Raw genomic sequence first — 24,708 nt, forward strand, 5'->3', positions numbered from 1 at the left:
ACTAAATGAGCGAGGTACTGGCCGACGTGGGTTCGGGCGAGTCCGTCCGGCTAGTGGCGGTTCCGGACGGGGACACACGTGCACGGCTGTTACGACTGGGATTCCTGGACGGGGCCGTCGAGTGTCGCCACCACATCCGGAAGGGCCCGGTCATCGTCCGGCGCAACGGGACGGACCTCGCGCTGGGAGCGGACCTCGCTGCCGAGATCGAGATCGAACGGCCACGCGCGGAGGCCAGTGACTAGCCATGGAGGGGTGTCACGACGCCGGGTGTGACGCGAGCGAGATCGACGCCGACTCGACGCTCGCGCTCGTGGGGTGTCCGAACGTCGGCAAGAGCGTCGTCTTCGGTGAACTCGCCGAGCAGTACGTCGACGTCTCGAACTACCCGGGGACGACCGTCGACACCACTCTCGCTGAGTTCGGCGAGTACAAGCTGACGGATACGCCCGGCGTCTACGGCATCTCCGCGTTCAACGAGGAGGAGCGCGTCACCCGCGAGATCGTGCTGGAGGCCGACGCCGTCGTCAACGTCGTCGACGCGACCCACCTCGACCGCGATCTGTTTTTGACGCTCCAACTGCTCGACATGGGGGTCCCGACGGTCGTCGCGCTGAACATGATGGACGAGGCCGAAGCCGACGGGATCGACATCGACGTCGACGCCCTCGAAGACGCACTCGGCGTCCCTGTGGTTCCGACAGTCGCCATCGACGGTGAGGGCTTCGAGGACCTCCGTGAGCGGATTCCGGCGGCGACCGCACCTGAATCGACGGCCGTCGAGGACTACTACGACGAGTTGCCCGACGAACTCGACGCGACGCGTGCCGAGAAGACGCTGCTGGTCGAGGGCGACGAGCCACTCGCCCGTGCGGTCGACGTCGGCGGCGTGATGGCCGACGGTGGGTCGCCGGCCCTCGTCGAACCCGGCCTGCGCGAGGAGATCTACGGGGAGCGACGGTCCCGGGTCCAGTCGGTCGTCGACTCGGTCCAGGAGATCACCCGGACCGACGACTCCATCGCCGAGCGGGTCAGCGACCTGATGATCAACCCGCTGACCGGCACGCCGATCGCCCTGGCGACCCTCGGGCTGATCTACTACTTCATCGGTGACCTGGTCGCCCAGCGACTCGTGGACAAACTTGAGGTGGCGGTCCTCGGGGCTCACTACATTCCCGCCGTCGAGTCCTTCGTCGCCGGCGTGTTACCCGACGCTACCTGGGTCGAACCGATCGAGTTCCTCCTGCTCAACGACAACCTCGGCCTGTTGACGGTCACCGTCCAGTACCTCGTCGGTGCGCTGTTGCCACTGGTGGTCGCGTTCTACCTGGCGATCAGTCTCCTAGAGGACTCTGGCGTGCTCCCGCGGCTGGCCGTGTTGACCGACCGTGGGCTCAACCGGGTCGGGTTGAACGGCCGGGCGATCGTCCCGATGATCGTCGGCGTCGGCTGTGTCACGATGGCGATCATCACCACGCGGATGGTCGGCTCGAAACGCGAACGGACCATCTCGACGGCGCTGCTCGGACTGGCCGTGCCCTGTTCGGCCCAGCTGGGGGTCATCATGGGGCTGATCGCCAGCCTCGGGATGATCTGGTGGTTCGGCTATCTCGGCGTCCTGCTCGTGGTGCTCGGGGTCGCCGGTGTCTTCCTCGATCGCACCTTGCCGGGCCAGAGCGAGCCGCTCGTGGCTGAATTGCCGCGGATGCGTGCACCCCGCCCCGGGAACATCCTCCGGAAGACCTACAACCGCGCGAAGATGTTCCTCCGGGAGGCGATCCCGCTGTTCGCCGGGACGGCGCTCGCGATCTCCGCGCTCGATTACGTCGGCGGTCTCGACGCGATCAAGGCGGGACTGCGACCGCTGACCTCGCTGGTCGGGATGCCCGCCGACTTCGGGCAGGTACTCGTCCTCGGACTCATCCGCCGGGACTTCGCCGCCGCCGGGATGACCGACATGGCACTCTCGAGTGCGCAGGTCTTCGTCGGCCTCGTCGTCGTGACGCTGTTCGTCCCCTGCATCCTCTCGATGGTGATGATCCTCAAGGAACGGGACGCAAAGAGCGCACTCCTGATGTGGGTCGGTTCGTGGGTCGTCGCCTTCGGCGTCGGCGGGATCCTCGCGGCCACCTTCGGGGTGGTCGGGCTATGAAGTGTCCGACCTGCGAGTTCGAGTTCGAGCCGACCGGTGGCCTCCAGTGTCCCCGGTGTGGTTCCTCGGTCAGTTGTTCGACGACGACCTGTGCGGAGTGTGACGCCTGTTCGGGCATCGTCGAGCAACTCCGCCGGAAGGGCGTCGATCGGTTGCGTGCCGACGGCGGCACCGAGTAGGTCGGTTGGTTCCCGCCAGTAACGCGTCGGCTGACCGACTCTTTCTTCTGTCCGTGGTTCCATGGCCGTCTATGAGCCGCGTCGAGCGACCAGACCGCGGGAGTCCGACCACGACGCTCATCGGCGTGCTGGTGGTCGTCTTCCTCTTTCAGCGGCTGCTCGAAGTCTTCGGTGGGTCGCCCGTGGCGCTCGCGCTCGCCTGGCCGATCGCCGACCGCCCCTGGACGCTGCTGACGAGCGTGTTCGTCCACCGTCGGGTCTTCCATCTGGTCCCCAACGCCCTCGCACTCTTCGTGATCGGACTCGTTCTCGAACGCCGGACCGAACCCTGGCGGTTTTACGCCTTCTTCCTCGTCGTCGGGGCGGTCGCCGGGGCCATGGAAGTGACGGTCGCTCAGGCTCTCGGACGCCGCGTGGCTGTCCTCGGGGCCAGCGGCGCGGTCTTCGGTCTGTTCGGCTATCTCCTGGCCGGGAACCCGTTCACCGACGCCGTCGCCGACCGGATCAGTGTCGATCCACGCGTGGCGATCCTCGTCGTGATCGGCGTCGCCCTCGCGATCACGTGGCTGACGCGGGGTGAACGCGTCGCGCTGATCGCACACTTCACGGGGATCGTGCTCGGGTTGCTCGCCGGGCGGGCACACGTCCTTCGATCCAGTGAGTCGGGTGCCTCGTCGATCAGTGCGGACCGACGACGCCCCTGATCAGAACGTACAGTTGTCGGGGACGGTCGACTCGTGGAGGCGCGTGACGACTTCGTCGGCGACGGTCTCGAGATGATCGACGTCCTCGCGGTTGTACGAGACGAGGGTTTCGATGGCGGCTTCGTCCCCGTGCTGGTAGTCGTACCACAGCCGGACGGCGTCCTGCCCCGAGAGGTCCGGCCGGTCGCGCTCGATCCCGACGTCTTTCTCGATCTGCTTGAGTCCCCCCGTCAGATCGAGTCGCCGGCAGGGATACATCAGGTCGAGGTGTGGTCGTTCCAGGACACCGTCGAGGTCGAACGACTGCTGGAGGAAGGGCACGTCGAAGCGTTTCCCGTTGAACGAGACCAGCAGATCGGCGTCGGCGAAGGTCTCCCGGAGGCGGTCGGCGGTGAGGTCGCGGTCCTGGACGAAGGTCTTCGTCTCGCTGCCCTGCCGGACGCTGACGGTCGTCACGGCGTCGTGGCGCTGATCGAGGCCAGTGGTCTCGATGTCGAAGAAGGCTGCGCCGTCCTGGAAGGACTCGTAGAGTCGCCACTGGGCTTCGCTCGGGAACTGCCGACCGAAGTAATGGCTGTCACCTTCAGCCAGTCGCTCGCGGGCGTCGTCGATGAACGACTCGATGCGCTCGGCGGTGGTCGAACCGACGGCATCGGGGTGGAAATCGTCCCAGTGGGTAATTCCCTGCCGCCACAGCTTGCGCTCGGTCTGCTCGCCGACGCCCCTGATCGGAATGAAACTCTGCTCGACGCGCACGATACAATGAGTGGGACGTGGATGGTACTAAAGGTCGCGGTGCAGCGATGGGAGTGGCTGTATCGTCGCACTCACAGCGTCGCTCTGACGGCCTGGACGTATGCGTTCGAGCCCCAGCTTCGGTGCGGCGCGATCGTCTCGATCAGTGTTCGGGCTTGCTCGGGACGAAGATGTCCGTTCCGTGCGTAGTCCCGAAGTAATCTCGGGGTCGTGACGAGCGGTACGTCCTCGAGCAACGCGTGAACCCGCGCCAGGCTCTGGAATTCGTCAGTCAGTAACCCGTCCGCGCCGACCGCATTCGCCAGGACGATCCCGGCGATTTCCCCCTCATCGAGACCGTGGTCGGGTAGCTCGTCGGGCGTGCCAGTCCGATCGAGTGGGTCGAGGCGCGTGTAGTGATCGCTCGCGGCGAGGACGTTCGTCGCTGCCGCGGCGTGGATGTCGTCGTACCCTGCCATCTCGTGGAGTTCGCGTTCCACCTGTAGCGGGACGATCACTTCGGCCCCAGTGAGAATATACTGAAGCGGGTCTGGATCGACGGCCGTCTCGTAGTTCGCGTCGGCCTTCGGGATCGCGAGACTGACCAGCGCACAGGTGTCGGCGACGACGGTCTCCATCGGTGGCTACTCCGTGGGGTCGACTTCGACTGTCTCGCCGTCGTAGATATCGACGCTTTCGTCGGGTTCGGGCACGTCGAGGGGGTCGGATTCGAGGTCGGCCTTGAGTAACTCGAACGTGCGGGCGCGTTCGGCCCCGACGAGTGCCTCGACGAGGTCGCGGTCGATTCGGTCGTCGTAGTACGCCTCGGCCACGCGCTGCTGGAAGTCCTCGTCGTCCGTCCGCTCGTCGAGAAACTCTTGGAGTGCCTCGTTGATCACGTCGGTGCGGTCGGTGTCCATGATCTCCGCGAGCGCGTCCGCCCGCTCGACGAGGTCCTCTGGCGAGAGGAAGTGGACGCGTTTGTGGTCCGAGTCTGCAGCCATGTGTGCATGATATGCGCCCCACAAAATTAAATGTGTGCATGATCTGCTCATCAAATCCCCGCTGGAGAACTATCTGATTCGTCTTGGCTTTACTTTCACTGTGGTCTGAGAACTTTTTTCACCTTTCCCTATGATTTCAATGGCGGAATGTTGACAACCAAACGACGAGAGGTGGGGTGACGCGGGATGCGCGTACTCGCCCGGTTGCGGGCACGTACCGACGCAGCATACGACAACGCGTATCATCACAAGCTCCGCGGGCGACTCTGGGGCGCGCTTGAGGGAACCGAGTACGGGGACAGCCACGACGAGAACCGCCCGAAGGCGTTCACGTACTCGAATCCCTTTCCGCCGGGTGACATGGACGAGGGTGACGAGCGGACGTTACTGGTCGCCTCGCCGTACGAGGATCTGCTGGCCCACGTCGCCGCCGACCTGAAAGACGACCCCGAGTTGAACATCGGCGAGATGCCCTTCACCGTCGAGGAGCTCACGCCGCTCGCGCCCGATGTCGGCGAACCCGGAACGAGCGGAACCATTTCGACTGGAACCGGCGTGCTCGTTCGGATTCCACCCTGGCGCTTCGAAGAATACGGGATAGAGACGGAGCACGAGGAGGCGGAGTTCTGGCGCCCGGAACACACGATGGAACCGTTCCGCAATCAGATCGAGGCCAATCTGGATCAGAAGCACGACCTGTTCTGTCCGGATTACTTGCCCGGACCGAGTGAGGTCGACGGCGAGTTGTTCGACGGCTACGAACTGCTCAAGACCTTCGCGATTCCGGTGACGCCGACGACTGGCGAGACGGAGACGTGGGTGTTGAGCAAGTGGCGCTTCGAGTACACCGTTCGGGACGACGACCATCGGCGGCACCTGAACCTGCTGTTGGACGTGGGCATCGGCGAGCGAAATTCGCTCGGGTTCGGGTTCGTGAATATCGTCGACAAGACGGAACCGGGCGAGACAGAACTGGAGGGCGAGAATGCTTTCGCCTGAGGAGTTCCGCGAGGAGTACGACGACGAGGAGTTGGCTGCAGAATTACCCGACTCGCCGATTTCGTCGCTGCGGAGCATCCAGTACCTCTACGGGAAACTCTACACGCTCGGGACGCTCGGTGGCGGTCAGTATGCTCCGTACCTTACGCCGGACGCCGCCGGTGATCTTACCGACACCGATGATAGCCTGATCGTCGTCCGGATGGACGCTTCCAGCGATGAACCGTCGCTCGCCGATGACGACCAAGGACCGGTCTGGGTGACGCGGTACAGCGAGGATCTGGTCCAAAACGTCGCCCACTGCAAGTATCCGGCCGCTCGCGGGATCGACCATAGTATCACGCATCAGGCCGGGCAAAACAGCGACCCCGAGAAACTCGCCCGCTACTCGAAAGAGCGACTGACGAAGTGGGCCGTCGATGACGAAGTGCAAGACGTCGCTGATGAGCATGACGATGGCTGGATCATTGACGCGCTTGCCGCGCTCGGAGACGATGAAGATATCCTCGAATCGATCGACAGCGGTGTCACTGACGCACTCGGTGGCGAATCGACGACGGCTCTCCTGACTGTGCAGGTCAAGACGGAGCCGGATGGTGACTTTCGCTGGCCCGGGGAGATCGACGGGTTCATGGAGGCGATGCGACGGCGGAAGCTCTCGAAACTCGTCACGAAGAACAAAGCCGACGACTCCTCTGGCGAGGCGACGGATCTCGTCACTGGTGACGGAACACGCACTGTCGGGACGGCAGAGGATCCACAGAATTACTTCCTCGGCAAGCAGTTGGAGAAATTCCCCGGGCTTGACATCGAAGAAGCGTGGCGGTCACATCCGATCTCGGAGGACGCGGCGATCACGGTGATGAACGCCGAGACGTTCGTCGACGAGTGTTCGTATCGAACTTTCGGGGCCAAAGTGTACTACCTCCCGTATTTCCAGGGAGTTCCGACGCCAGATGGTGCGCGAGAGTTGTATGGGCTCCTCTACCACGCGACGAATGACGACGACATGACGCCCGTCGAGCGTGCGTATCAGGAGTTCCAGAATCGAGACATCGACTACGAGTTGCGTTTCTACGTCTCGGCCGTCATGCCGCATCAAATGTCGAGATACGACGTGTACGGCGAGACGATGAACGGTCGCCTGTTGTATCCGAAGACGTTGGCTGTCGAACACAACAACGTCGTCGGCAAAGCAACAGCGTTCAACTCGAAGACCGACCGGACGGCTCCGATACCGACACACGGTAACTGGGCTCTCCTAACTGGAGACGATCGGCGGCTTCACGCAGTCTCGACGGGGTGGTACTTCGGTGAGACGTTCGCGGAGCGGGACGATGACGAAGCGGCCGCTGACGATCCACGAATCGACGCACTGATCGCCGTACTGAGCGGCGACTCGATCGCCGTCGAGACGGTTCTTGAGGAGTACGTCGATCGGATCGACACGGACGAGAACGACGAGAACGTCGAGTCGTTCCCCTCGTTCCGCGTCGCCAGCCAGTTCGCGCAACTATGCGCTTTGGCGACCGATGAACTCGACCTGCTTTCGACGGACGATCCGGGGAGAGAACCGATCACGAAAGAACCGAACTACGAGGAATATTCCATGGAAACAGCAGCACAAATCCTGGCGACAGACGGAGGCAACCCCGCCGCGGAGAAGCTCGAGACGTTCATCGAAGATACTCCCGCGCTCGCCCACGATCCGGAGGCACCGCTCAACGACCAGCGCCGCGGCGCGTTCCTGCTCGGCGTCCTCATCGGCGAAGTCGGCGGGTACCAGAACTACAGCGAGGAGCGGTCGACGACGCTGATCGACCAGTATCCGGTGAAATCTATCACTCGGACGCGTATCAAGAAAGTCACGCAGGAAGCGATCGGCAAGACGATCACGTACACGCGAAACGAGGACCGAACAATCACGCTGTTCGAGCACGTCGTGGAACGACTCCGGGAAACGATCTTGCGACCCGACCCGGACGAGTGGGAGATCGAGACCGACGACCTCCGGTTCTACTATGCGCTCGGTGTAACGTACGGCATGAACGACCACCCTGACTGGGACCAGACTGAAACCGATACCGAGGAGGAACACTAACATGACTGCCAACACCGACATCGTCGAGAATCGCTCCGAGATCGTCTTCCTGTACGACGCCGTTGACGCGAACCCGAACGGCAATCCGCTGAGTGGCGCTGATCGACCGCGGATTGATCCACAGACCCAGCAGGCGATCGTCACCGACGTCCGCCTGAAGCGTTATCTTCGTGACCAACTCGATGACGACGGCCACGGCGTCTACATCCGGAATGTTCAAGAGGAGGGTGAACAGTACACGCGGGCCGATCTGCTCGAAGACCGACTCAAGGAGATCGAACCGGACAAACTCAATCTACCTGAAGAGGGTGATAAATTGCGTGCGAAGGTATTTGACGAGTTTCTCGACGAGAGTGCTGACGTCCGGTATTTCGGAGCGACGATGTCAGTCGACACGGACAACGTCTATGCGAAACACTTGCCGGATCACTTCACGGGACCGGTCCAGTTCTCCCCGGGGAAGACGATACACGCAGTCAACGAGAACGAGGAGTACGACAGCCTGACGAGCGTCATCGCCACCCAAGAAGGCAAAGAACAGGGCGGATTCGACCTCGACGACCACCGGATCCAGTATGGTCTGATCCGCTTTCACGGGCTCGTCGACGAGCACGGTGCCGAAGACACGAAGTTAAAGAGAGATGATGTGAAACGACTCGACACGCTCTGCTGGCGGGCGATCAAGAACCAGACGATCAGTCGGAGCAAAGTCGGTCAAGAGCCCCGGCTATACTGCCGCGTGGAGTATGCTGAGGAAAGCTTCCACATCGGCGGTCTCGACAAGGATCTCGAACTCGACGAGGACGAGTCCAAACCCGAAGAAGAACTCAGAAACGTGCGTGACGTCGTAGTCTCGGTCGACGACTTCGTCGACCGACTCGGCAGGGCAAGCGAGCAAATCGAACAGGTCCGTATGGTCGCGAGCGATGTCCTCCAAGTCTCATACGAGGGCGAAGTCGGTGGACCTGAACTGCTCTATGGAGCTCTCACGGACGAACTGGACGAAGAGACGGTCGACAAAGTGGACGTTTACGATGAGTACCAGCAAACCCTGGCCGACGCCGACGAGTGACCATGGCTCGACAATCGCTGGACGAGTCGGCGTCTGAAGCGTCAGGCCGTCCGGTGCCAGACCGGTGTCTGTCGCTCACCGTTCGCGGTCCGTGGGGCCACTTCAGGCGGGTCGAAGGCAACATCGTCAAACAGACGTACCGCATCATGCCCCGGACGACCGTCGCAGGGCTACTCGCGGCCGTGCTCGGCATCGGTCGCGACGAGTACTACGAGCTGTTCGGAGCCGAGCAATCAGCCATCGCGATCGAGCCGGTGCGGGAGCTACGAACCGTGAACATGCCGATGAACACGCTCTCGACCGCTGCTGGGGACTTGACCTCGCTCAACGGTCGAGGGAAGATCAGCATACAACTCCCCGATCCGACGAAGCTCCGTCAACAGCACAACTACGAGGTGCTGGTCGAACCGGCGTATCGGATCGACGTATCTCTGAGTGACGGCAATCGATTCGACGAACTCCAATCGATGCTGGCGGCCGGGAAATCCCATTACGTGCCAAGTCTCGGTCTCTCGGAACACCTCGCAGACATCGAATACCACGGCACGTTCGACGTCGAACCGATTGACCGGGCGAGTGACCAGTTCGAAGTCGATTCGGCGGTCCCCGGCGGATTCGACGACGTGATCATGGACGACGACCAGCGCTGTCAGATCGAAGAGTCACCGGCGTTCATGACGACTGATGCGGGTGGGAGAACAACGACCGCGTTCACGACGTACGCGTACAATCCCGACGCACGGTCGCTCACCGTCGCGGACGCCAACGCCGCTCGCGTCGGTGACCGAACGGTGGTGTTCGTCTGACGTGAGCCGCCCGTATTCACATCCGCCAGAGGACGGGCAAAAGGGAACGTATCTCCTTGATCACCTAGTCGACGTTGCGTCCCGCGTCGAGTACGTCGTTCCGGAAGACGCCGAGACGCCGTCCGGAGAGTCTCTCAGGTCCATCATCGAGACGCTGGGGTACGTCCACGACTTCGGAAAGGCGACGACGTATTTTCAGCAATATCTCGAAACCGGACGATCGCCCGACGAAGACAGGAGACTTCGTTATCACGCGCCGCTTGGCTCGTTCGCCGCGTACTACTCGCTCAAAGCACAGGGGTTCGACGCCGAAACCTGCCTCGCGGGATTCGTCGCGGTCGCGAAACACCACGGACAACTGCCGAACGTCGCGCAGTACGTCTTCGACAAGGCGCATGGAACGGACGGCAGAGACGAAGAGCATGCCATCCTCGCTAAGCAGATCAAAGATATTGACGCCGAAGCTGCCGGCCTCGCCCGTGACACGTTCGAAGAAGCCACTAACGGGATGGGATCGTGGGGCGCATTTCGTGATGAGTTCGTCGACCTGCTCGAAGATATCGAGACCCACGTTGCGACTCGCGGGATCGTTCCCGAACCCCGCGAAGATGCGCTATCGGGTGATTTCTACGGGTTCGTCCTCCAGTGTTGGGGATCGCTCGTCCTCGCAGACAAGACGAGTGCTGCCGGAGCACCGAACGACGATGGAACGTTCGCCGCTACCGAGCCATCCACGTCTCATCTCGACGAGTACGTGCAGCAACTCGAAGCGGATGTCAGGCAAGACGAAGACGGGACCCGTGACGAACGGCTGAACCACTATCGCTCACGCGCCCGTCGAGCTGTTCTGGACTCCATCTCGGAGTTCGAAGACCGAGACAGCGACGTCGCGACGCTCACGCTGCCGACCGGAATGGGGAAGACGCTCACGGGACTTTCGGCGGCGTTGCGCCTCCGTGACGACGCTGGGAAGGAGCGGGTCGTATACGCGCTGCCGTTCACGAGTATCATCGATCAGGTCGTCGAGGAACTCGAAACGATTTACGACACGGACGGGACCGGTCGGCTACTTACGGCTCACCACCATCTCGCGGAGACGACGGTGCGTGATGCGGTCGACGACGAACAGGCAGATCTCTCTGACGACGTCGCCGGAATGCTGGCTGAGAGCTGGCTTGCTGGGCTGACGGTTACGACGTTCGTCCAGCTGTTCGAGAGCCTGGCCGGGCCGCGAAACAGACAGTCGATGAAACTTCCCGCACTCCGTAATGCTGTTGTCTTGCTCGACGAACCGCAGAGCCTTCCGCTCGACTGGTGGAAACTCGTCCCGAGGCTCGTCGAGGTTCTGACTGAGCAGTACGACGCGACGGTGATCGCGATGACCGCGACCCAGCCGCGTCTGTTCGACGACGAGTTCGAACTCGTCGACGACCCGGACGCGTATTTCGACGACGTGCGTCGCGTGTCCTACGAACTCGATGATTCGACAGAACGATACATCGAATCGCAGAGCGAGCCGAAATCATACGCCGAAGCGGCAAGCCAACTACGTGAGGCCGTCGAATCAGGGGAGACGACGTTGGCCGTCTGTAACACGATCGATAGCGCGCGGACGCTCACCGAGCAAGTCGATAAGCAGGGATTTGTCGATGTCGGTGGCCTCTTCGAAGAGGAATTACAGCGCCAGGGGAGCGTCGGCGATGTCGATCCTGTGGTGCTCGCAGAGCGCGTCGAATCCAGGGATCGAGTTGCACTCCTTCATCTTTCGACTCGTCTTCGGCCCGCCGACAGACTCAGATTGATCGAGACTGTGAAGGAGCTTACCGCACGGGATCAGCCGACGGTCGCCGTCTCCACCCAACTCGTCGAAGCCGGTGTCGACATCAGTTTCGATCGCGTGTATCGTGATCTCGCACCGATCGACAGCATCGTCCAGGCGGCCGGGCGGTGTAATCGGTCGTTCGAGCGCGATCGGGGGATTGTGACTGTCTGGTGGCTCGATGCGCCGGCGGAACAGTCCAAGACACCGGCGGAAGCCGTTTACAATCGCTCCACAACGCTCCTCCCCACGGTCGCAGACACGCTCCAGCAAGTCCGAGACGAATCCGGCTCGCTCACCGAGAAGGACGTCGCTCGAACCGCTGTCGAACGGTATTTCGAGCGACTGCGCGAGGACAAAGACGTCGGCAAACAGGAGTGGGCCAACTGGGTTGACGATTCGATGGGCAAGGAACTGGGAGATATCTCGTTGATCGATCAACGGCGGTCCGCCGAGGTCGTCGTCGCCCGAACGGACGAGGAGCGGAAGGTATTCGAGCAGATCCACGAAGCACAGGAACGATACGACTACGCGGCGCTCGACGATCTGGTCGAAGAGACGAAACCACTTCGGATATCGGTTCCCTACTACCGAGAGGATAGCGATCGGGCAGAAGCGATCCGTGATCTCACTGTTCTCATCGAGGATCAGGGCGTCTATCAACTCGATGCGAGTCGCGAGAGTGCTAAGTTCGACGCGACGACTGGATTCGTCGCGGAGGCATCGAGCGTCGACCATCAGTTCCTGTGAACAATGACCGAGCACGACGTCGACCCTGTCGATCTCCTCCTCGAATCAGCACGCGACGAGGCTGTCGAGTCGTCGTTTCACGTCACTGGTGTGATGATGCAATATTATGAAGTCTGTGAGCGCGAGCTCTGGTTCGAAAGCAGGGACATCGAAATCGATCGAGAGAACCCGAACGTCGTCCGGGGCACGCACGTCGACGAGACGGCCTACGACGAGAAACGACGGAACCTGAGTATCGACGGCCGGATCGCGCCCGATTTACTCGACGATGGTCGTGTCGTCGAGGTGAAGCCGTCCTCGACGCTGGTCGAGCCGGCACGCCTCCAGTTGCTGTACTACCTCTGGTATCTCGACCGCGTTGTTGGCGTCGAAAAAGAAGGGGTCCTGGCTCACCCGACCGAACGAAAGCGTGAATCGGTCGAGTTGACCGAAGAAACTGCACAGCAAGTCGAGGACGCGATTCGCGGGATTTACGACGTGGTTCGAAGCGAGACGCCACCGCCCGCGACGGAAAAGCCGTTCTGTGAGTCGTGTGCGTACTACGACTTCTGCTGGAGCTGTTGATCCATGAACGATAACTACCACATCTTCTCGGACGGACGGGTCGAACGCCATAACGACACGGTACGGCTCGTCACCGAGGACGACGAGAAGAAGTACCTCCCGATCGAGAACGCCGAGGCGCTGTACCTCCACGGACAGATCGACTTCAACACGCGCGTGGTGTCGTTTCTCGACGATCACGGCGTCGCGATGCACGTCTTCGGCTGGAACGACTACTATTCGGGCTCGATCATGCCCGAGCGTGGCCAGACGTCAGGTCAGACGGTCGTCGAACAAGTTCGAGCCTACGACGACGAAACCCATCGTGGCAAAATCGCCCGTGAGATCGTGGAGGGAAGTATCCACAACATGCGAGCGAACGTCACCTATTACGACAACCGGGACTACGACCTCGGCGCGACACTCGAGTCATTCGATCGTCGACGTGACGAGATCCAGTCCGTGGCGTCAGTCGAGGAAGCAATGGGCGTCGAAGCGAGTGCGCGACGCGCCTACTACGCGATCTTCGATCAGATTCTGTCGGACGGCTTTGTCTTCGGTGGTCGAAAGTACAATCCGCCGAACAACAAGGTCAACAGCCTGATCTCGTTCGGCAACAGCCTGGTCTACGCGAATATCGTCTCGGCGATCCGGGCCACAGCCCTCGATCCGACGATCAGCTATCTTCACGAGCCTGGCGAACGACGGTACTCGCTCGCGCTAGATATCGCCGATCTGTTCAAACCGGTGCTGACGGATCGCGTCGTCTTCCGACTCGTGAATCGCGGGCAGTTGTCAGACGATGATTTCGATTCGGAGATGAACGCGTGTCTACTCACCGAGAGTGGCCGGGAGACGTTCTCGAAGGAGTTCGAACAGACGCTCGATCGGACGATCGAGCATCCGAACCTCAACCGGAAGGTCAGCTATCAGTATCTCCTGCGAGTCGAGGCGTACAAACTCAAGAAACATCTGCTGACCGGCGAGCCCTACGAGGCCTTCGAGCGGTGGTGGTAACGTGGTGTACGTCGTCGCCGTCTACGACGTCGAGGCCGACCGGACCCGGCTGTTCTTGAACTTCCTGCGTCGGTATCTGACACACGTTCAGAACTCGGTATTCGAAGGTGAGATCACGGACGGGGATCTCGAAGAAGTCAAGGGGCAACTAGATTCGATGCTGGAGCCCGGCGAATCGGTAATCGTCTACCGGATGAGTTCCGAACAGTACGTCTCGCGGACCGTCTACGGTGACGATCCGACGGAAGACAGCCAATTCCTATAGCGCAGTCATCGACCCCCCGTGTGTAGCGGGCTATTGACGGTCGACGAAAACACTAACACCTCTTGTCGTATAATACGCCCTATATGGCCCGATCTGGCCATGGTTTCAGACGGACCCTCGTGGGGTTGAAGCACCCGAACACATAAGTCATTGGGTGGAATAGTATCTTGTTTCAGACGGACCCTCGTGGGGTTGAAGCATCTTGAGCAATCTCGACAAAGCCGAAATTAACGAGTTTCAGACGGACCCTCGTGGGGTTGAAGCAATCAACTCAGTGGCATTGTATTGGCTTTTATTTGCGTTTCAGACGGACCCTCGTGGGGTTGAAGCACTCATCGCTCATCACCCACGTATTGCCACCGGCCCCGTTTCAGACGGACCCTCGTGGGGTTGAAGCTCGACGTACTCAACTTGGCTATGGTCTATGTCAGTCGTTTCAGACGGACCCTCGTGGGGTTGAAGCATCGGTAAGGATCGTACTCGGCCGGATCCGTTTCGTGTTTCAGACGGACCCTCGTGGGGTTGAAGCATCTGACTGACCGCGCTGTTGCCGACCGCCTCGTCGAGTTTCAGACGGACCCTCGTGGGGTTGAAGCGCCTTCACCGCCAGAGAGCACGAGGATGACGCCGAGTTTCAGACGGACCCTCGTGGGGTTGAAGCGACCGGCGTATGGTATCGCGTCGAAATTGATTGGGGAGTTTCAGACGGACCCTCGTGGGGTTGAAGCCGAGCCGTCGGTGATGGATCAAACGGATCTCGCGAAGTTTCAGACGGACCCTCGTGGGGTTGAAGCTACTTGTTCGATGACGGGGTTATTTGCGACGACTGGTTTCAGACGGACCCTCGTGGGGTTGAAGCGCGAGGTGTCCGGCGACGGCGTGATACACCTCAAGCGTTTCAGACGGACCCTCGTGGGGTTGAAGCTGCCTGCGCACTCCTCCCCTCTTGGGAGACCGTAAGTTTCAGACGGACCCTCGTGGGGTTGAAGCCAGGTATGGGTGAAGATAAAAAGATAGATAAGGAAGGTTTCAGACGGACCCTCGTGGGGTTGAAGCCCGTCCGCCGATATGCCCATTGATCGGATAAATTCGGTTTCAGACGGACCCTCGTGGGGTTGAAGCCGGGAGAAGAACGAACACGAGATCGCCAAGGTCCACGTTTCAGACGGACCCTCGTGGGGTTGAAGCTAAATATTTTCACTAAGATACGTATAGATAACGGGTTTCAGACGGACCCTCGTGGGGTTGAAGCGCTCTTCGCGCCACCCGTTAAAGTCTTGGTACGAAGCGTTTCAGACGGACCCTCGTGGGGTTGAAGCCTCAGGCGGTAGCTGCTCTTCGACAGTCGACTCGGTTTCAGACGGACCCTCGTGGGGTTGAAGCGTAGGTTGTAGCTAACGACACTACGATCAACTTTTAGTTTCAGACGGACCCTCGTGGGGTTGAAGCAGCCAAAGCATGACGACCACGACACATAGCCAACGGTTTCAGACGGACCCTCGTGGGGTTGAAGCAAACTCAACGTTAATCTGGTTTAATAAATCTATCAAGTTTCAGACGGACCCTCGTGGGGTTGAAGCGACACAATCCCCGAAGGCGACCTGTCGAAGTTGTGGGTTTCAGACGGACCCTCGTGGGGTTGAAGCGCTAACTTTTCCATTACGGACACGCCGCCGTCTTCGTGTTTCAGACGGACCCTCGTGGGGTTGAAGCCGAATTTCCCCGGTCATCCTGATAAGGGAGAATTGGTTTCAGACGGACCCTCGTGGGGTTGAAGCGACCGGGAAGCATGGGTCGAAGCTCAGGAAGAAAGGTTTCAGACGGACCCTCGTGGGGTTGAAGCCATAGGTGTTAGCCTCGGCTATTTGTACCACCGACGTTTCAGACGGACCCTCGTGGGGTTGAAGCGCTTTCCGTGCGTTTGAAGGTTTGACCCTCAAACTGGTTTCAGACGGACCCTCGTGGGGTTGAAGCAAGAACCGGAAGACGGCTATCGCCCGCTCGTACGAGTTTCAGACGGACCCTCGTGGGGTTGAAGCAACTCACCTTCGACCACATCGAGCTTCGACCATGCAGTTTCAGACGGACCCTCGTGGGGTTGAAGCCGACTGTGGAAGCCCCAGCACAGTCGTATGACCCGGTTTCAGACGGACCCTCGTGGGGTTGAAGCTTCCCGGCTGTCGCTGGACATGGTCGTTGTTTAGACGTTTCAGACGGACCCTCGTGGGGTTGAAGCCGGTGGTCCCTGAACGGATATGAACCGGCGTACCAGTTTCAGACGGACCCTCGTGGGGTTGAAGCCAGTAGTGCGATTGACGACGTGGTTAATCAGGTCGCGTTTCAGACGGACCCTCGTGGGGTTGAAGCCAGCGTCACGGTCGTTCAATACAAGCCGCGTGTTAGTTTCAGACGGACCCTCGTGGGGTTGAAGCAACAGGTGGGCTTCCAGTTCGTCCCTGATTACCGCCGGTTTCAGACGGACCCTCGTGGGGTTGAAGCCCCCATCCTTCCGCGAACTGAAGACACGGACGAACAGGTTTCAGACGGACCCTCGTGGGGTTGAAGCCGGGCCGGGCTCCCTGCTTATCTCTACGTATGGCCCGGTTTCAGACGGACCCTCGTGGGGTTGAAGCGTCCAGAATAATCTCATCCAGCCGGTCCTATCACGGTTTCAGACGGACCCTCGTGGGGTTGAAGCAAATTTTGCACCGCCGTAGTTATCGGGGTCGCTGCGTTTCAGACGGACCCTCGTGGGGTTGAAGCCGGTGATATGCTAATGGAACGTATCACCTTCCGCTTGTTTCAGACGGACCCTCGTGGGGTTGAAGCGGCAGTTCACCATCACCGGCGCAGTCAAGGCCGAAGGTTTCAGACGGACCCTCGTGGGGTTGAAGCTTTCCAAGGGATGCCACCACCAGCGCCGATGTATATGGTTTCAGACGGACCCTCGTGGGGTTGAAGCTGTGCGGAGTGTCGCCGGGCGTCGCTCGCCCACCCGGTTTCAGACGGACCCTCGTGGGGTTGAAGCGGTCGCGATGTCTTCGGTGTTCGTCGTCATTGTCTCGTTTCAGACGGACCCTCGTGGGGTTGAAGCCGGTCCTAAATCGGCGGCCGTGCTGTACTCCGAACCGGTTTCAGACGGACCCTCGTGGGGTTGAAGCTCGGCCCGCGAATGCGCGTCACTATCGACGACGACCGTTTCAGACGGACCCTCGTGGGGTTGAAGCTTCGCCCCCGACGGGTGCGACCCCGTCGTCGTCGGCAGTTTCAGACGGACCCTCGTGGGGTTGAAGCCTCGCGAGTGTGGTCATCTGTGTCGGATTCGCCAGCAGTTTCAGACGGACCCTCGTGGGGTTGAAGCAGATGGCCGAACACCTTGAGGATGTCCATCCGCGCGTTTCAGACGGACCCTCGTGGGGTTGAAGCGCTAGACAGCAGTCGATTTGGGCTATTTTGGCTAGTAGTTTCAGACGGACCCTCGTGGGGTTGAAGCCAAAATCACCCACCGACCGACCCACCCTGTACGGTCGTTTCAGACGGACCCTCGTGGGGTTGAAGCGTGGAACCAAGCCGTCGACGTATCTGATGGAAGCAGTTTCAGACGGACCCTCGTGGGGTTGAAGCACCCCGGTCGCATCGAGGTACGCCTGGAGCAACGGGTTTCAGACGGACCCTCGTGGGGTTGAAGCCCGGCCCGCCAGGACAGAACGACACCACCACACCCGGTTTCAGACGGACCCTCGTGGGGTTGAAGCTCAAGAAAACTGCAACCGAGATTGTAGCGAAAGCGGGTTTCAGACGGACCCTCGTGGGGTTGAAGCCTCGCGAAGTACGATGCCGAGTTTGAGGTGCCCGAGTTTCAGACGGACCCTCGTGGGGTTGAAGCCAGGCTCATGACGCGGGCGGCGGCGCGATCTACGAAGTTTCAGACGGACCCTCGTGGGGTTGAAGCCGGTACAACAGTGCCGTCTCACTCATGGACTCCAGTTTCAGACGGACCCTCGTGGGGTTGAAGCCGAGCAATTCGGGGAGGTCGGTGAGGCGTGATGTCGTTTCAGACGGACCCTCGTGGGGTTGAAGCCTCGAGCTGCTCGATCGTCTCGGCCGTGACCTTCGTGTTTCAGACGGACCCTCGTGGGGTTGAAGCGTCTTGCCGGCACAGGCGTTCAACGCCCGCCCGCGAGTTTCAGACGGACCCTCGTGGGGTTGAAGCGAGGAGCAGTACGACCCGAGCAGAGGCACCGTCCGGTTTCAGACGGACCCTCGTGGGGTTGAAGCCACAAGCTCCCGGGGCATGGCAACGACGTCGACGGGTTTCAGACGGACCCTCGTGGGGTTGAAGCGAGGACAGCGACCGCTGGGACGTCACGACGGTCGAGTTTCAGACGGACCCTCGTGGGGTTGAAGCACGGCCTCGTCGGGTTGGGACTCCGCACGCCCGTCCAGTTTCAGACGGACCCTCGTGGGGTTGAAGCTCCAGTGGGTCGTAATCGGCCTCGCCGCCCTGATCGGGTTTCAGACGGACCCTCGTGGGGTTGAAGCCACATGATGACGCGCTCCGCCGACTCGCGCGCGATTGTTTCAGACGGACCCTCGTGGGGTTGAAGCCGGATAGGCTGGCGGTTGCCACGTCGTCGGGCGATTGGTTTCAGACGGACCCTCGTGGGGTTGAAGCTCGGATCAGCGTTTTCAGGCTCGTTAAACACTCGCTGTTTCAGACGGACCCTCGTGGGGTTGAAGCCACGAGTCCGCCGGTCGATCCCGAATAGACAGTAGGTTTCAGACGGACCCTCGTGGGATTTGCCGACTACTGGCAAGATCACTTCTACGCGGTTTGCTCGGACCCTTGCGGTTTTGGAGAGACATTTAGATTACGAGAACAACGGGAGTTGGAGAGAGTTGACCCGATAGCCTACACGTCTTCGACTCGCCCGTCGCGCGCCGTCCACTCCCCACTGTCGAGCAGTGCCTCGAGCATCGGCCGAAGGTCGTCGTCGGCGACGCCGAAGAACTTCTCGCGGCCGACGGGCGTCCGGAATCGGACGATACACGTGTACGCAGTAGCTTCGAAGACCGTCAGCGAACTCCCAGTCGACGGATTATCGGCCGAAAAGAGCCGAGTCGCGTCCGCGTCCGTCACCCGCGTGCCGAGCTCCCAGCTCAGCGACTCGATCGCGGCCCGGTCGATTGGAAGGACCTCGGCGAGGTGCTTCCCGTCCCCGGAATCGGACTCCCCCTGTCGCGTCTCACGGGATGACATACCACTCCATATGCGACCTGCCCCCAAAAGTATCGCCATTCGCGCGCTCGACTGGGCTGTGCTAACGCGTGTCAGAACCAACAAGCCTATATACTGGTGTGGTATACCATGTCATGTATGGCGACCGCACCGAGCACCGACGACGTCATCGATCAGTTCTTGACCCGGCGTGGGCACGAAACGGACGCGGTCGGATGGGACGAAAGCTATAACAAGAAACAGTGCCCGGAGTGTGGTGGGCTCCACGACGCGACAGCCACGGAATGCTCGGTATGTGAGTGGTCGCCGGCTCGGAGCTAGGCGGTGGCCGGCGGGCGTGGTCCGCACTCGGCGTGGCTTCGCCCGTCTCCCAACATTTTTGAGCACTGCCGGAATACCCTCCTCCAGTGGAGGACGATCGCCCCATCGAAGAGGTGCTGGACACGATCGGCGACCAGCACGCCCGGCACGTGCTGGCGGCCGTCAGCCAGTCGCCGAAGTCGGCAAAGGAGTTGAGTGAGGAACTCGAGTTGTCGCTGCCGACCGTCTACCGTCGCCTCGAGATCTTAGAGGAGCACGACCTCGTCAGCGACCAGACGAGCGTCGCCGAGGACGGCAATCACTACAAAGTCTACGAGTCGAACTTCGAGAGTACGGTCATCAGGCTCGAGGACGACGAGTACCGGGTTCGCATCTATCGTTCGGAGAACCTGCCCGATCGCTTCGGCCAGCTCTGGGACGACCTCAATCTCGAGTGAGTCCCGGATCGCTTTCGCTGGCGTAACGCTCGTCGGGGCTCTTTGAGTACCTTGATATAGGACGCTTATCAATTGAGAGACGAGCATTATGGTCGACACTGTGGTGCAGTACGGACAGGGGGTCCTGGTGTTGTTGCGGCTCGTGCTCTTCGGGCTGACGCTGGGGATCACGCTCATCAGCTTCCAGGCCTACCAGAAGCGCCGGAGCGAACGACTCCAGTTTGCCTTCATCGGGTTCGCCTTCATCAGTATGGGGGTCGCCGTTAGCAACATCGTCTCACAGATGTTCGCCTCGCAGCCGGCGCCGCGCGTACGGCTGTTCTTCGACATGACCCAGACAGTACCGTTCATCATCGGCTTTGCCATGTTGTACGTCTCGCTGTATCGGTAGGGAGATCGAGGCGCTTTCGCGGCCAGGGAAAAGTCACGTCGCTTATGGGGGACCAGCCCTAGGTACTGTGCAATGACCGAATCGACGGCCCAGGTGACCCGCCTGTTCGGCGGGCCTGGCAGCGGGAAGACGACGGCGTTACTCGACCGGGTCGAGGAACTCTTAGAAGACGACGACGTAGACGTCCGGGACATCCTCGTCGTCTCGTATACGCGAGCGGCCGCCGCGGAGGTTCGTGAACGACTCGCCGACCGACTCGACGTCTCGCCGCGCTCGCTGAAGGGGAACGTCTGTACGATGCACGCCAAAGCCTACGAGCTGTTGAACCTCTCGCGGGGGGACGTCGTGGGCGAGTCAGACAAACAGGAGTTCGCCGAGGAGTACGGCATCGAGTACGAGGACCAGTACGAGGGTGGCCGACGGCGGACCGCGCGCTCGACGACGATCGGCAACAAGATCATCGCCACGAGCCAGTGGCTCCAGCGGACCAGTCGCGACGTCGCCGACTGGTACGACGTCCCCTTCAAGTGGAACGACGAGAAGGTCCGCCTGCCGCCCGAGATCGACGAGAACGCCCAGACGGGCAACAAGTACACGCCGACGTGGCCCAGCGACGACGATCGGATCGACGTCCCGGAGGTCATCCGCGCCTGGCGAGCGTACAAGGGTGAACACGGCCTCGTCGGGTTCGCCGACATGCTCGAACGCGTCAAGCAGCGCTCGCTGCTGCCCAGCGTCGATTACCTCGCGATCGACGAGTTCCAGGACATCACGACGCTGCAGTACGACGTCTACGAGGAATGGAAGGCCCACGTCGATCGCGCGCTCATCGCGGGCGACGACGACCAGGTCGTCTACGCCTGGCAGGGGGCCGACCCCAACCTGCTCTTAGAGGAGGAGGGCGAGGACGTCATCCTCGATACCTCCCATCGGCTCCCCTCGAAGATCCTCGAGGTCGTCCAGCGCGAGGTCACCCACATCGATCAGCGCCAGGAGAAGAACCTCTCGCCGCGCAAGCAGGGGGGCAACGTCGAGGCCGTTCGGAACCCCTCGATGCTCGATCTCGTCCGGAACGTCCGTGGGACCGTCGAGGAGGACGACGGCACCGTCATGGTGTTGTTCCGGGCGCGCTACCAGATGTTCCAGTTCATCGACGAGTTTATCGACGAGGGCATCCCCTTCCGGACGATGACCGATCAGCGGATGTGGACCGACCGCCTCACTGATTACGTCAACGGGATCGAGGCGCTCGCGGCGGACGAACCGTTGACGGCCTTGCAGGGCCGTCGTCTGGCGGACATGCTCGAAGACACGGCCTTCGGGACCGGCGAGCGTGACGACCTCTTCGACGACCTCGAAGACCGCCAGGAAGCAGCCGACACGGACGACCTCACCGAGATCGAGATCGAGCCTGATCTCATCCGCGACCACGCCCCGTTCCTCCCGGAACCGCCGGCCGCCGCCGACATGGTCCGGAAGGTCACCAGCTTTCAGGAACAGACCATCGACGCGTACTTCGCCGGCGACTACGAGGGCATGGACCCCGGGCGCGTTCGCCTCGGCACCATCCACAGCGCGAAGGGGCGGGAGGCCGATCACGTCTTCGTCGCGACCGACCTCACCGAGAAGGTCGTCGAGCAGATGGCCGCGACCGTCGAGCGCAACGGGATCGACGTCCCCGGCATCGACGAGTTCACCAAACACACGGATCCGGTGCCGACGCTGACCGACAACGAGCGCCGGGTCTTCTACGTCGGACTCTCTCGCGCCCGCGAGCGACTCGTCGTCCTCGAAAACCTCGTCAGCGGCGCGCCGACGCTGCCCATCGACGTCCTGTTGCACAACGAGCCCAGCGAGGACCCCGAGGCGGCGCTCGCGTCGATCCTCGGCGAGGAAGCTGCGGCCGTCCACTGATCCCAGCCCAAGCGATAGCCACGCTCGCTCACTCGTCGATCAACTGTCCGTCGAGGTAGTTTTCGACGTTGTCCCGCGTCGCCTGCGAGACTTTGACGAACGAGACGGCACGTTCGTCACCCACCCGGCGGTCCCGCTGGATTTCGAGTGTGATACCCATTTCCCGCAAGTGCGAGAGCAGTGCCTCGATCGCATCGGGGTCACCCCGGACGGTGTGGTCCTCGCCGACGGTCTCGCCGCGTTCGACCGCCCGGACGGCTTCGATCGCGGGCAGGAGGATCGCCTCCCCGAGTTCCTGGGCGCGCTGGCGGGACTCGCCGTTTGTTCGATCCAGCTCGACGGCCTGAAACACCTCCCTGAGGATCCGCGGGAAGACGAAATCTCGACCGTAGTCGAAGGGGAGCGAGAACGCGTGTTCCAGATCGGCTCGATGCGTCGCCGACGTGGTGTACTTCAGCTGCCGGGTACCGTCCATCGACTGCAACACGACCCCCTCTTTTCCCTCGCGGTCCAGGTCGCCGATCACCTCGCGGACGGCGTCGGTCGCCTCCGCCGGATCGTACTCGCCGAAATTGGGGACCATCGCCAGGTCGTGGCGCTCACAGAACTCCCGCCGTCGATCAACCGCCAGTGGTCGACCACTCTCCCGGTCGCGGATGTCGAACACCTCGAAAGCCGCGGACTCGACTTCGGGATACTCGTGTGGCGTGTATGGGTTCTCCGGGCCGATCAACTCGCCACAGAGCATCAGCCCGGGATGCGCTTCGAAGAACGAGTCGGGATCGAGCAGCTCTCTCACCTTGCTGGTGGTGTACGGACAGATATAGCCCCCGCGAGTGAACCCGAGGACGTCGCCGTCGATCCGGGCGACGCGGACGTTGTAGCCGTTGCGCTTCTCCTCGACCGTGAGCCGCCCGTCGAAGTGCTCGGCGATGCCCGGGTCGAGTACCAGCGTTCGCGGGATCGAGGGGAAGCCACGGACGACGCGCCCATCGACGATCGCCGTCCCGCGCTCGATCCCGTGGCGGGCGTCCGTGAGGTGGCGGTAGCGTCGTCCCTCGAAGACGGACGCGTCAAAGGCCCCGAGGATGTCCTCGCGGTCCTCGTCCGGGACGCCAAGCACGGTCGCCCAGTCGCGATCGTCGCCCATGGTGACACCTACGACACCCCGACCAATAGCTATGGGGGTCGATACCACACCGAACCGACGTCGTTGAAAACTGGGGCCGACGCTTACGCCGTCGCGGACTCGGCGTCCTCGCGGGCTTCCCGCTCGGCTTTCTCGGCTTCTTCCTTTTTGGACTTGATCTTCTTCATCCGGAAGATCTCCTCGCGTTCCTGCTCTTCGAGTTTCTGTTCGATGTAGTCCTGGCTCTCCCTGAGGTTGGGAAGCAGGGTGAACTCCAGAGCGTTGACCCGCCGCTTCGTGGTTTCGATCTCGTCGAGGAGTTCCTTCATCGCGGTCTCGACCTCGGCGGCGAGGATGATCTGCTCTAGGAGTTCCTCGTAGGCTTCGGCGACCTCGTCGATCCGGGCGCTCGTCCCGAGGACGCCGTAGCCGCGTTCGTCCAGACTCTTGCGCACCTTCGTCGATTCGATCTGGGGGACGACGACGCCCATGATGTTCTTCGACTGGGTGGTGATCTCGGGGTGTTCCTTGAGTGCCGCGGCCGCGCCACGCACCGTGACGTCGCCCTCCATCGCGCGGGCCATGTCGATGCGATCCTGGGCGCGGTCGTAGGTCTCCTCGAGGTCCGCACGGACGTTCTGGGCCTGGTCGAGGATGTCCATGAACTCCATGATGAGGCCGTCACGCTTCTGTTCGAGCGTGTCGTGGCCCCGTTCGGAGAGTTCGATCCGGTCCTCGATCTGCATGAGGTTCTTTCGGGTCGGCTTGACGTCCTGGGCCATTACCACCCGATAACCGAGCCACTCAGTTAACGCTTTTCAGTCTATGTGAGTTTGTGTTTGGATGCGCTACTGTCGGGGTCTCCGATGTTGAGAGCAGCATGAAAGCCCCGAGCCGTTCGAGTCGGGGGGCTCGTTGCGCGCTTCCCTCGCTTCGCTCGGTTCAGTGCTTACGTCGCCCGCCGTCCCCGAACGGCTCGCCCCTTTCAGTCCCACCCAGTAATGCCAGTGAAGAAGCCGAAAAAGGGGTGGGACTGAAAGGGGCGGCTGGCTCCGGGAAGACGGGCGACGAAAGGACCGCAACGAACGTAGTGAGTGAGGACCGCAGCGAGCCCCTCGACCGGAGCCAGCC

The 24,708-nt window shown here is 61.5% G+C and carries 22 protein-coding genes and 1 CRISPR repeat array; of the genes, 16 read left to right on the top strand and 6 right to left on the bottom strand.

Going from position 1 to position 24,708, the window contains the following annotated elements:
* The first annotated feature begins 5 nt into the window (after positions 1-5).
* From HTIA_RS07795 to HTIA_RS07810, 4 genes are all read left to right on the top strand, one after another.
* The gene (locus HTIA_RS07795; RefSeq protein ID WP_008524866.1) at positions 6-245 is read left to right on the top strand and encodes a FeoA family protein; all 240 of its coding nucleotides are present in this window, start codon (positions 6-8) and stop codon (positions 243-245) included.
* A gap of 2 nt (positions 246-247) precedes the next feature.
* Positions 248-2,152, top strand: coding sequence for a ferrous iron transport protein B (gene feoB / locus HTIA_RS07800; protein ID WP_008524865.1), 1,905 nt, complete (start codon positions 248-250; stop codon positions 2,150-2,152).
* The gene (locus HTIA_RS07805) at positions 2,149-2,331 is read left to right on the top strand and encodes a hypothetical protein (RefSeq protein ID WP_008524864.1); all 183 of its coding nucleotides are present in this window, start codon (positions 2,149-2,151) and stop codon (positions 2,329-2,331) included. The genes feoB and HTIA_RS07805 overlap by 4 nt, the downstream gene beginning before the upstream one ends.
* Positions 2,332-2,402: 71 nt before the next feature.
* A complete protein-coding gene (locus tag HTIA_RS07810; RefSeq protein WP_008524863.1) occupies positions 2,403-3,035 on the top strand; it encodes a rhomboid family intramembrane serine protease in 633 nt (210 codons plus the stop codon).
* On the opposite strand, the gene HTIA_RS07815 is transcribed toward HTIA_RS07810, so the two are convergent.
* The 3 genes from HTIA_RS07815 to HTIA_RS07825 form a co-directional block, all read right to left on the bottom strand.
* Positions 3,036-3,791: a ribonuclease H-like domain-containing protein gene (locus HTIA_RS07815; protein WP_008524862.1), complete on the bottom strand. Its 756-nt coding sequence runs from the start codon at positions 3,789-3,791 to the stop codon at positions 3,036-3,038.
* Between the two features lie 71 nt (positions 3,792-3,862).
* Positions 3,863-4,408: a hypothetical protein gene (locus HTIA_RS07820; protein WP_008524861.1), complete on the bottom strand. Its 546-nt coding sequence runs from the start codon at positions 4,406-4,408 to the stop codon at positions 3,863-3,865.
* 6 nt (positions 4,409-4,414) lie between these two features.
* Positions 4,415-4,774, bottom strand: coding sequence for a ribbon-helix-helix domain-containing protein (locus tag HTIA_RS07825; RefSeq protein ID WP_008524860.1), 360 nt, complete (start codon positions 4,772-4,774; stop codon positions 4,415-4,417).
* Positions 4,775-4,960: 186 nt separating this feature from the next.
* Here HTIA_RS07825 and cas6 point away from each other — a divergent pair, with 186 nt between their 5' ends.
* Genes cas6 through cas2 form a run of 8 tightly spaced genes read left to right on the top strand, consistent with a single transcriptional unit; the run spans position 4,961 to position 14,146 of the window.
* Complete coding sequence (cas6, locus tag HTIA_RS07830; RefSeq protein WP_008524857.1) at positions 4,961-5,773, top strand: CRISPR-associated endoribonuclease Cas6; 813 nt, start codon at positions 4,961-4,963, stop codon at positions 5,771-5,773.
* Positions 5,760-7,874, top strand: a complete 2,115-nt coding sequence (gene cas8b, locus HTIA_RS07835) for a type I-B CRISPR-associated protein Cas8b/Csh1 (protein ID WP_008524855.1) — start codon at positions 5,760-5,762, stop codon at positions 7,872-7,874. Before cas6 ends, cas8b begins: the two co-directional genes overlap by 14 nt.
* Position 7,875: 1 nt before the next feature.
* A complete protein-coding gene (gene cas7b, locus HTIA_RS07840; protein ID WP_008524853.1) occupies positions 7,876-8,946 on the top strand; it encodes a type I-B CRISPR-associated protein Cas7/Csh2 in 1,071 nt (356 codons plus the stop codon).
* A gap of 2 nt (positions 8,947-8,948) precedes the next feature.
* Complete coding sequence (gene cas5b / locus HTIA_RS07845) at positions 8,949-9,752, top strand: type I-B CRISPR-associated protein Cas5b (RefSeq protein ID WP_008524852.1); 804 nt, start codon at positions 8,949-8,951, stop codon at positions 9,750-9,752.
* Position 9,753: 1 nt separating this feature from the next.
* Positions 9,754-12,321 (top strand): CRISPR-associated endonuclease Cas3'', encoded by a 2,568-nt coding sequence (locus HTIA_RS07850; protein WP_020936219.1) that lies wholly within the window; start codon positions 9,754-9,756, stop codon positions 12,319-12,321.
* Between the two features lie 3 nt (positions 12,322-12,324).
* Positions 12,325-12,885, top strand: a complete 561-nt coding sequence (gene cas4, locus HTIA_RS07855) for a CRISPR-associated protein Cas4 (protein WP_008524850.1) — start codon at positions 12,325-12,327, stop codon at positions 12,883-12,885.
* Between the two features lie 3 nt (positions 12,886-12,888).
* Positions 12,889-13,881 (top strand): type I-B CRISPR-associated endonuclease Cas1b, encoded by a 993-nt coding sequence (cas1b, locus tag HTIA_RS07860; RefSeq protein ID WP_008524849.1) that lies wholly within the window; start codon positions 12,889-12,891, stop codon positions 13,879-13,881.
* Between the two features lies 1 nt (position 13,882).
* Positions 13,883-14,146 carry a CRISPR-associated endonuclease Cas2 gene (gene cas2 / locus HTIA_RS07865; protein WP_021029443.1) on the top strand — a complete coding sequence of 88 codons (264 nt, stop codon included), beginning with the start codon at positions 13,883-13,885 and terminating at the stop codon, positions 14,144-14,146.
* Positions 14,147-14,248: 102 nt separating this feature from the next.
* Positions 14,249-18,952: a CRISPR direct-repeat array (repeat unit 30 nt; unit sequence GTTTCAGACGGACCCTCGTGGGGTTGAAGC).
* A gap of 106 nt (positions 18,953-19,058) precedes the next feature.
* Here cas2 and HTIA_RS07870 read toward each other — a convergent pair.
* On the bottom strand, positions 19,059-19,406 hold the full coding sequence (locus tag HTIA_RS07870; protein ID WP_008527665.1) for a hypothetical protein: 348 nt from the start codon (positions 19,404-19,406) through the stop codon (positions 19,059-19,061).
* Between the two features lie 117 nt (positions 19,407-19,523).
* Between HTIA_RS07870 and HTIA_RS17140 the strand changes: the two genes are divergently transcribed.
* From HTIA_RS17140 to HTIA_RS07890, 4 genes are all read left to right on the top strand, one after another.
* The gene (locus HTIA_RS17140; protein WP_008527664.1) at positions 19,524-19,706 is read left to right on the top strand and encodes an HVO_0416 family zinc finger protein; all 183 of its coding nucleotides are present in this window, start codon (positions 19,524-19,526) and stop codon (positions 19,704-19,706) included.
* Between the two features lie 86 nt (positions 19,707-19,792).
* Entirely contained in the window at positions 19,793-20,143 is a 351-nt protein-coding gene (locus HTIA_RS07880; protein ID WP_008527663.1) for an ArsR/SmtB family transcription factor, read from the top strand.
* A gap of 88 nt (positions 20,144-20,231) precedes the next feature.
* Positions 20,232-20,534, top strand: a complete 303-nt coding sequence (locus HTIA_RS07885) for a DUF7521 family protein (RefSeq protein WP_008527662.1) — start codon at positions 20,232-20,234, stop codon at positions 20,532-20,534.
* 72 nt (positions 20,535-20,606) lie between these two features.
* On the top strand, positions 20,607-22,448 hold the full coding sequence (locus HTIA_RS07890) for a UvrD-helicase domain-containing protein (RefSeq protein ID WP_008528640.1): 1,842 nt from the start codon (positions 20,607-20,609) through the stop codon (positions 22,446-22,448).
* Positions 22,449-22,476: 28 nt separating this feature from the next.
* Here HTIA_RS07890 and HTIA_RS07895 read toward each other — a convergent pair whose 3' ends face one another.
* Together HTIA_RS07895 and HTIA_RS07900 are read right to left on the bottom strand one after the other, a co-directional pair.
* Positions 22,477-23,598, bottom strand: a complete 1,122-nt coding sequence (locus tag HTIA_RS07895; protein ID WP_008527655.1) for an RNA ligase — start codon at positions 23,596-23,598, stop codon at positions 22,477-22,479.
* A gap of 83 nt (positions 23,599-23,681) precedes the next feature.
* Positions 23,682-24,359, bottom strand: coding sequence for a V-type ATP synthase subunit D (locus HTIA_RS07900; RefSeq protein ID WP_008527653.1), 678 nt, complete (start codon positions 24,357-24,359; stop codon positions 23,682-23,684).
* Positions 24,360-24,708: the final 349 nt, after the last annotated feature.

This window comes from Halorhabdus tiamatea SARL4B, from assembly GCF_000470655.1.
In the GTDB taxonomy this organism is placed as follows: Archaea; Halobacteriota; Halobacteria; order Halobacteriales; family Haloarculaceae; genus Halorhabdus; species Halorhabdus tiamatea.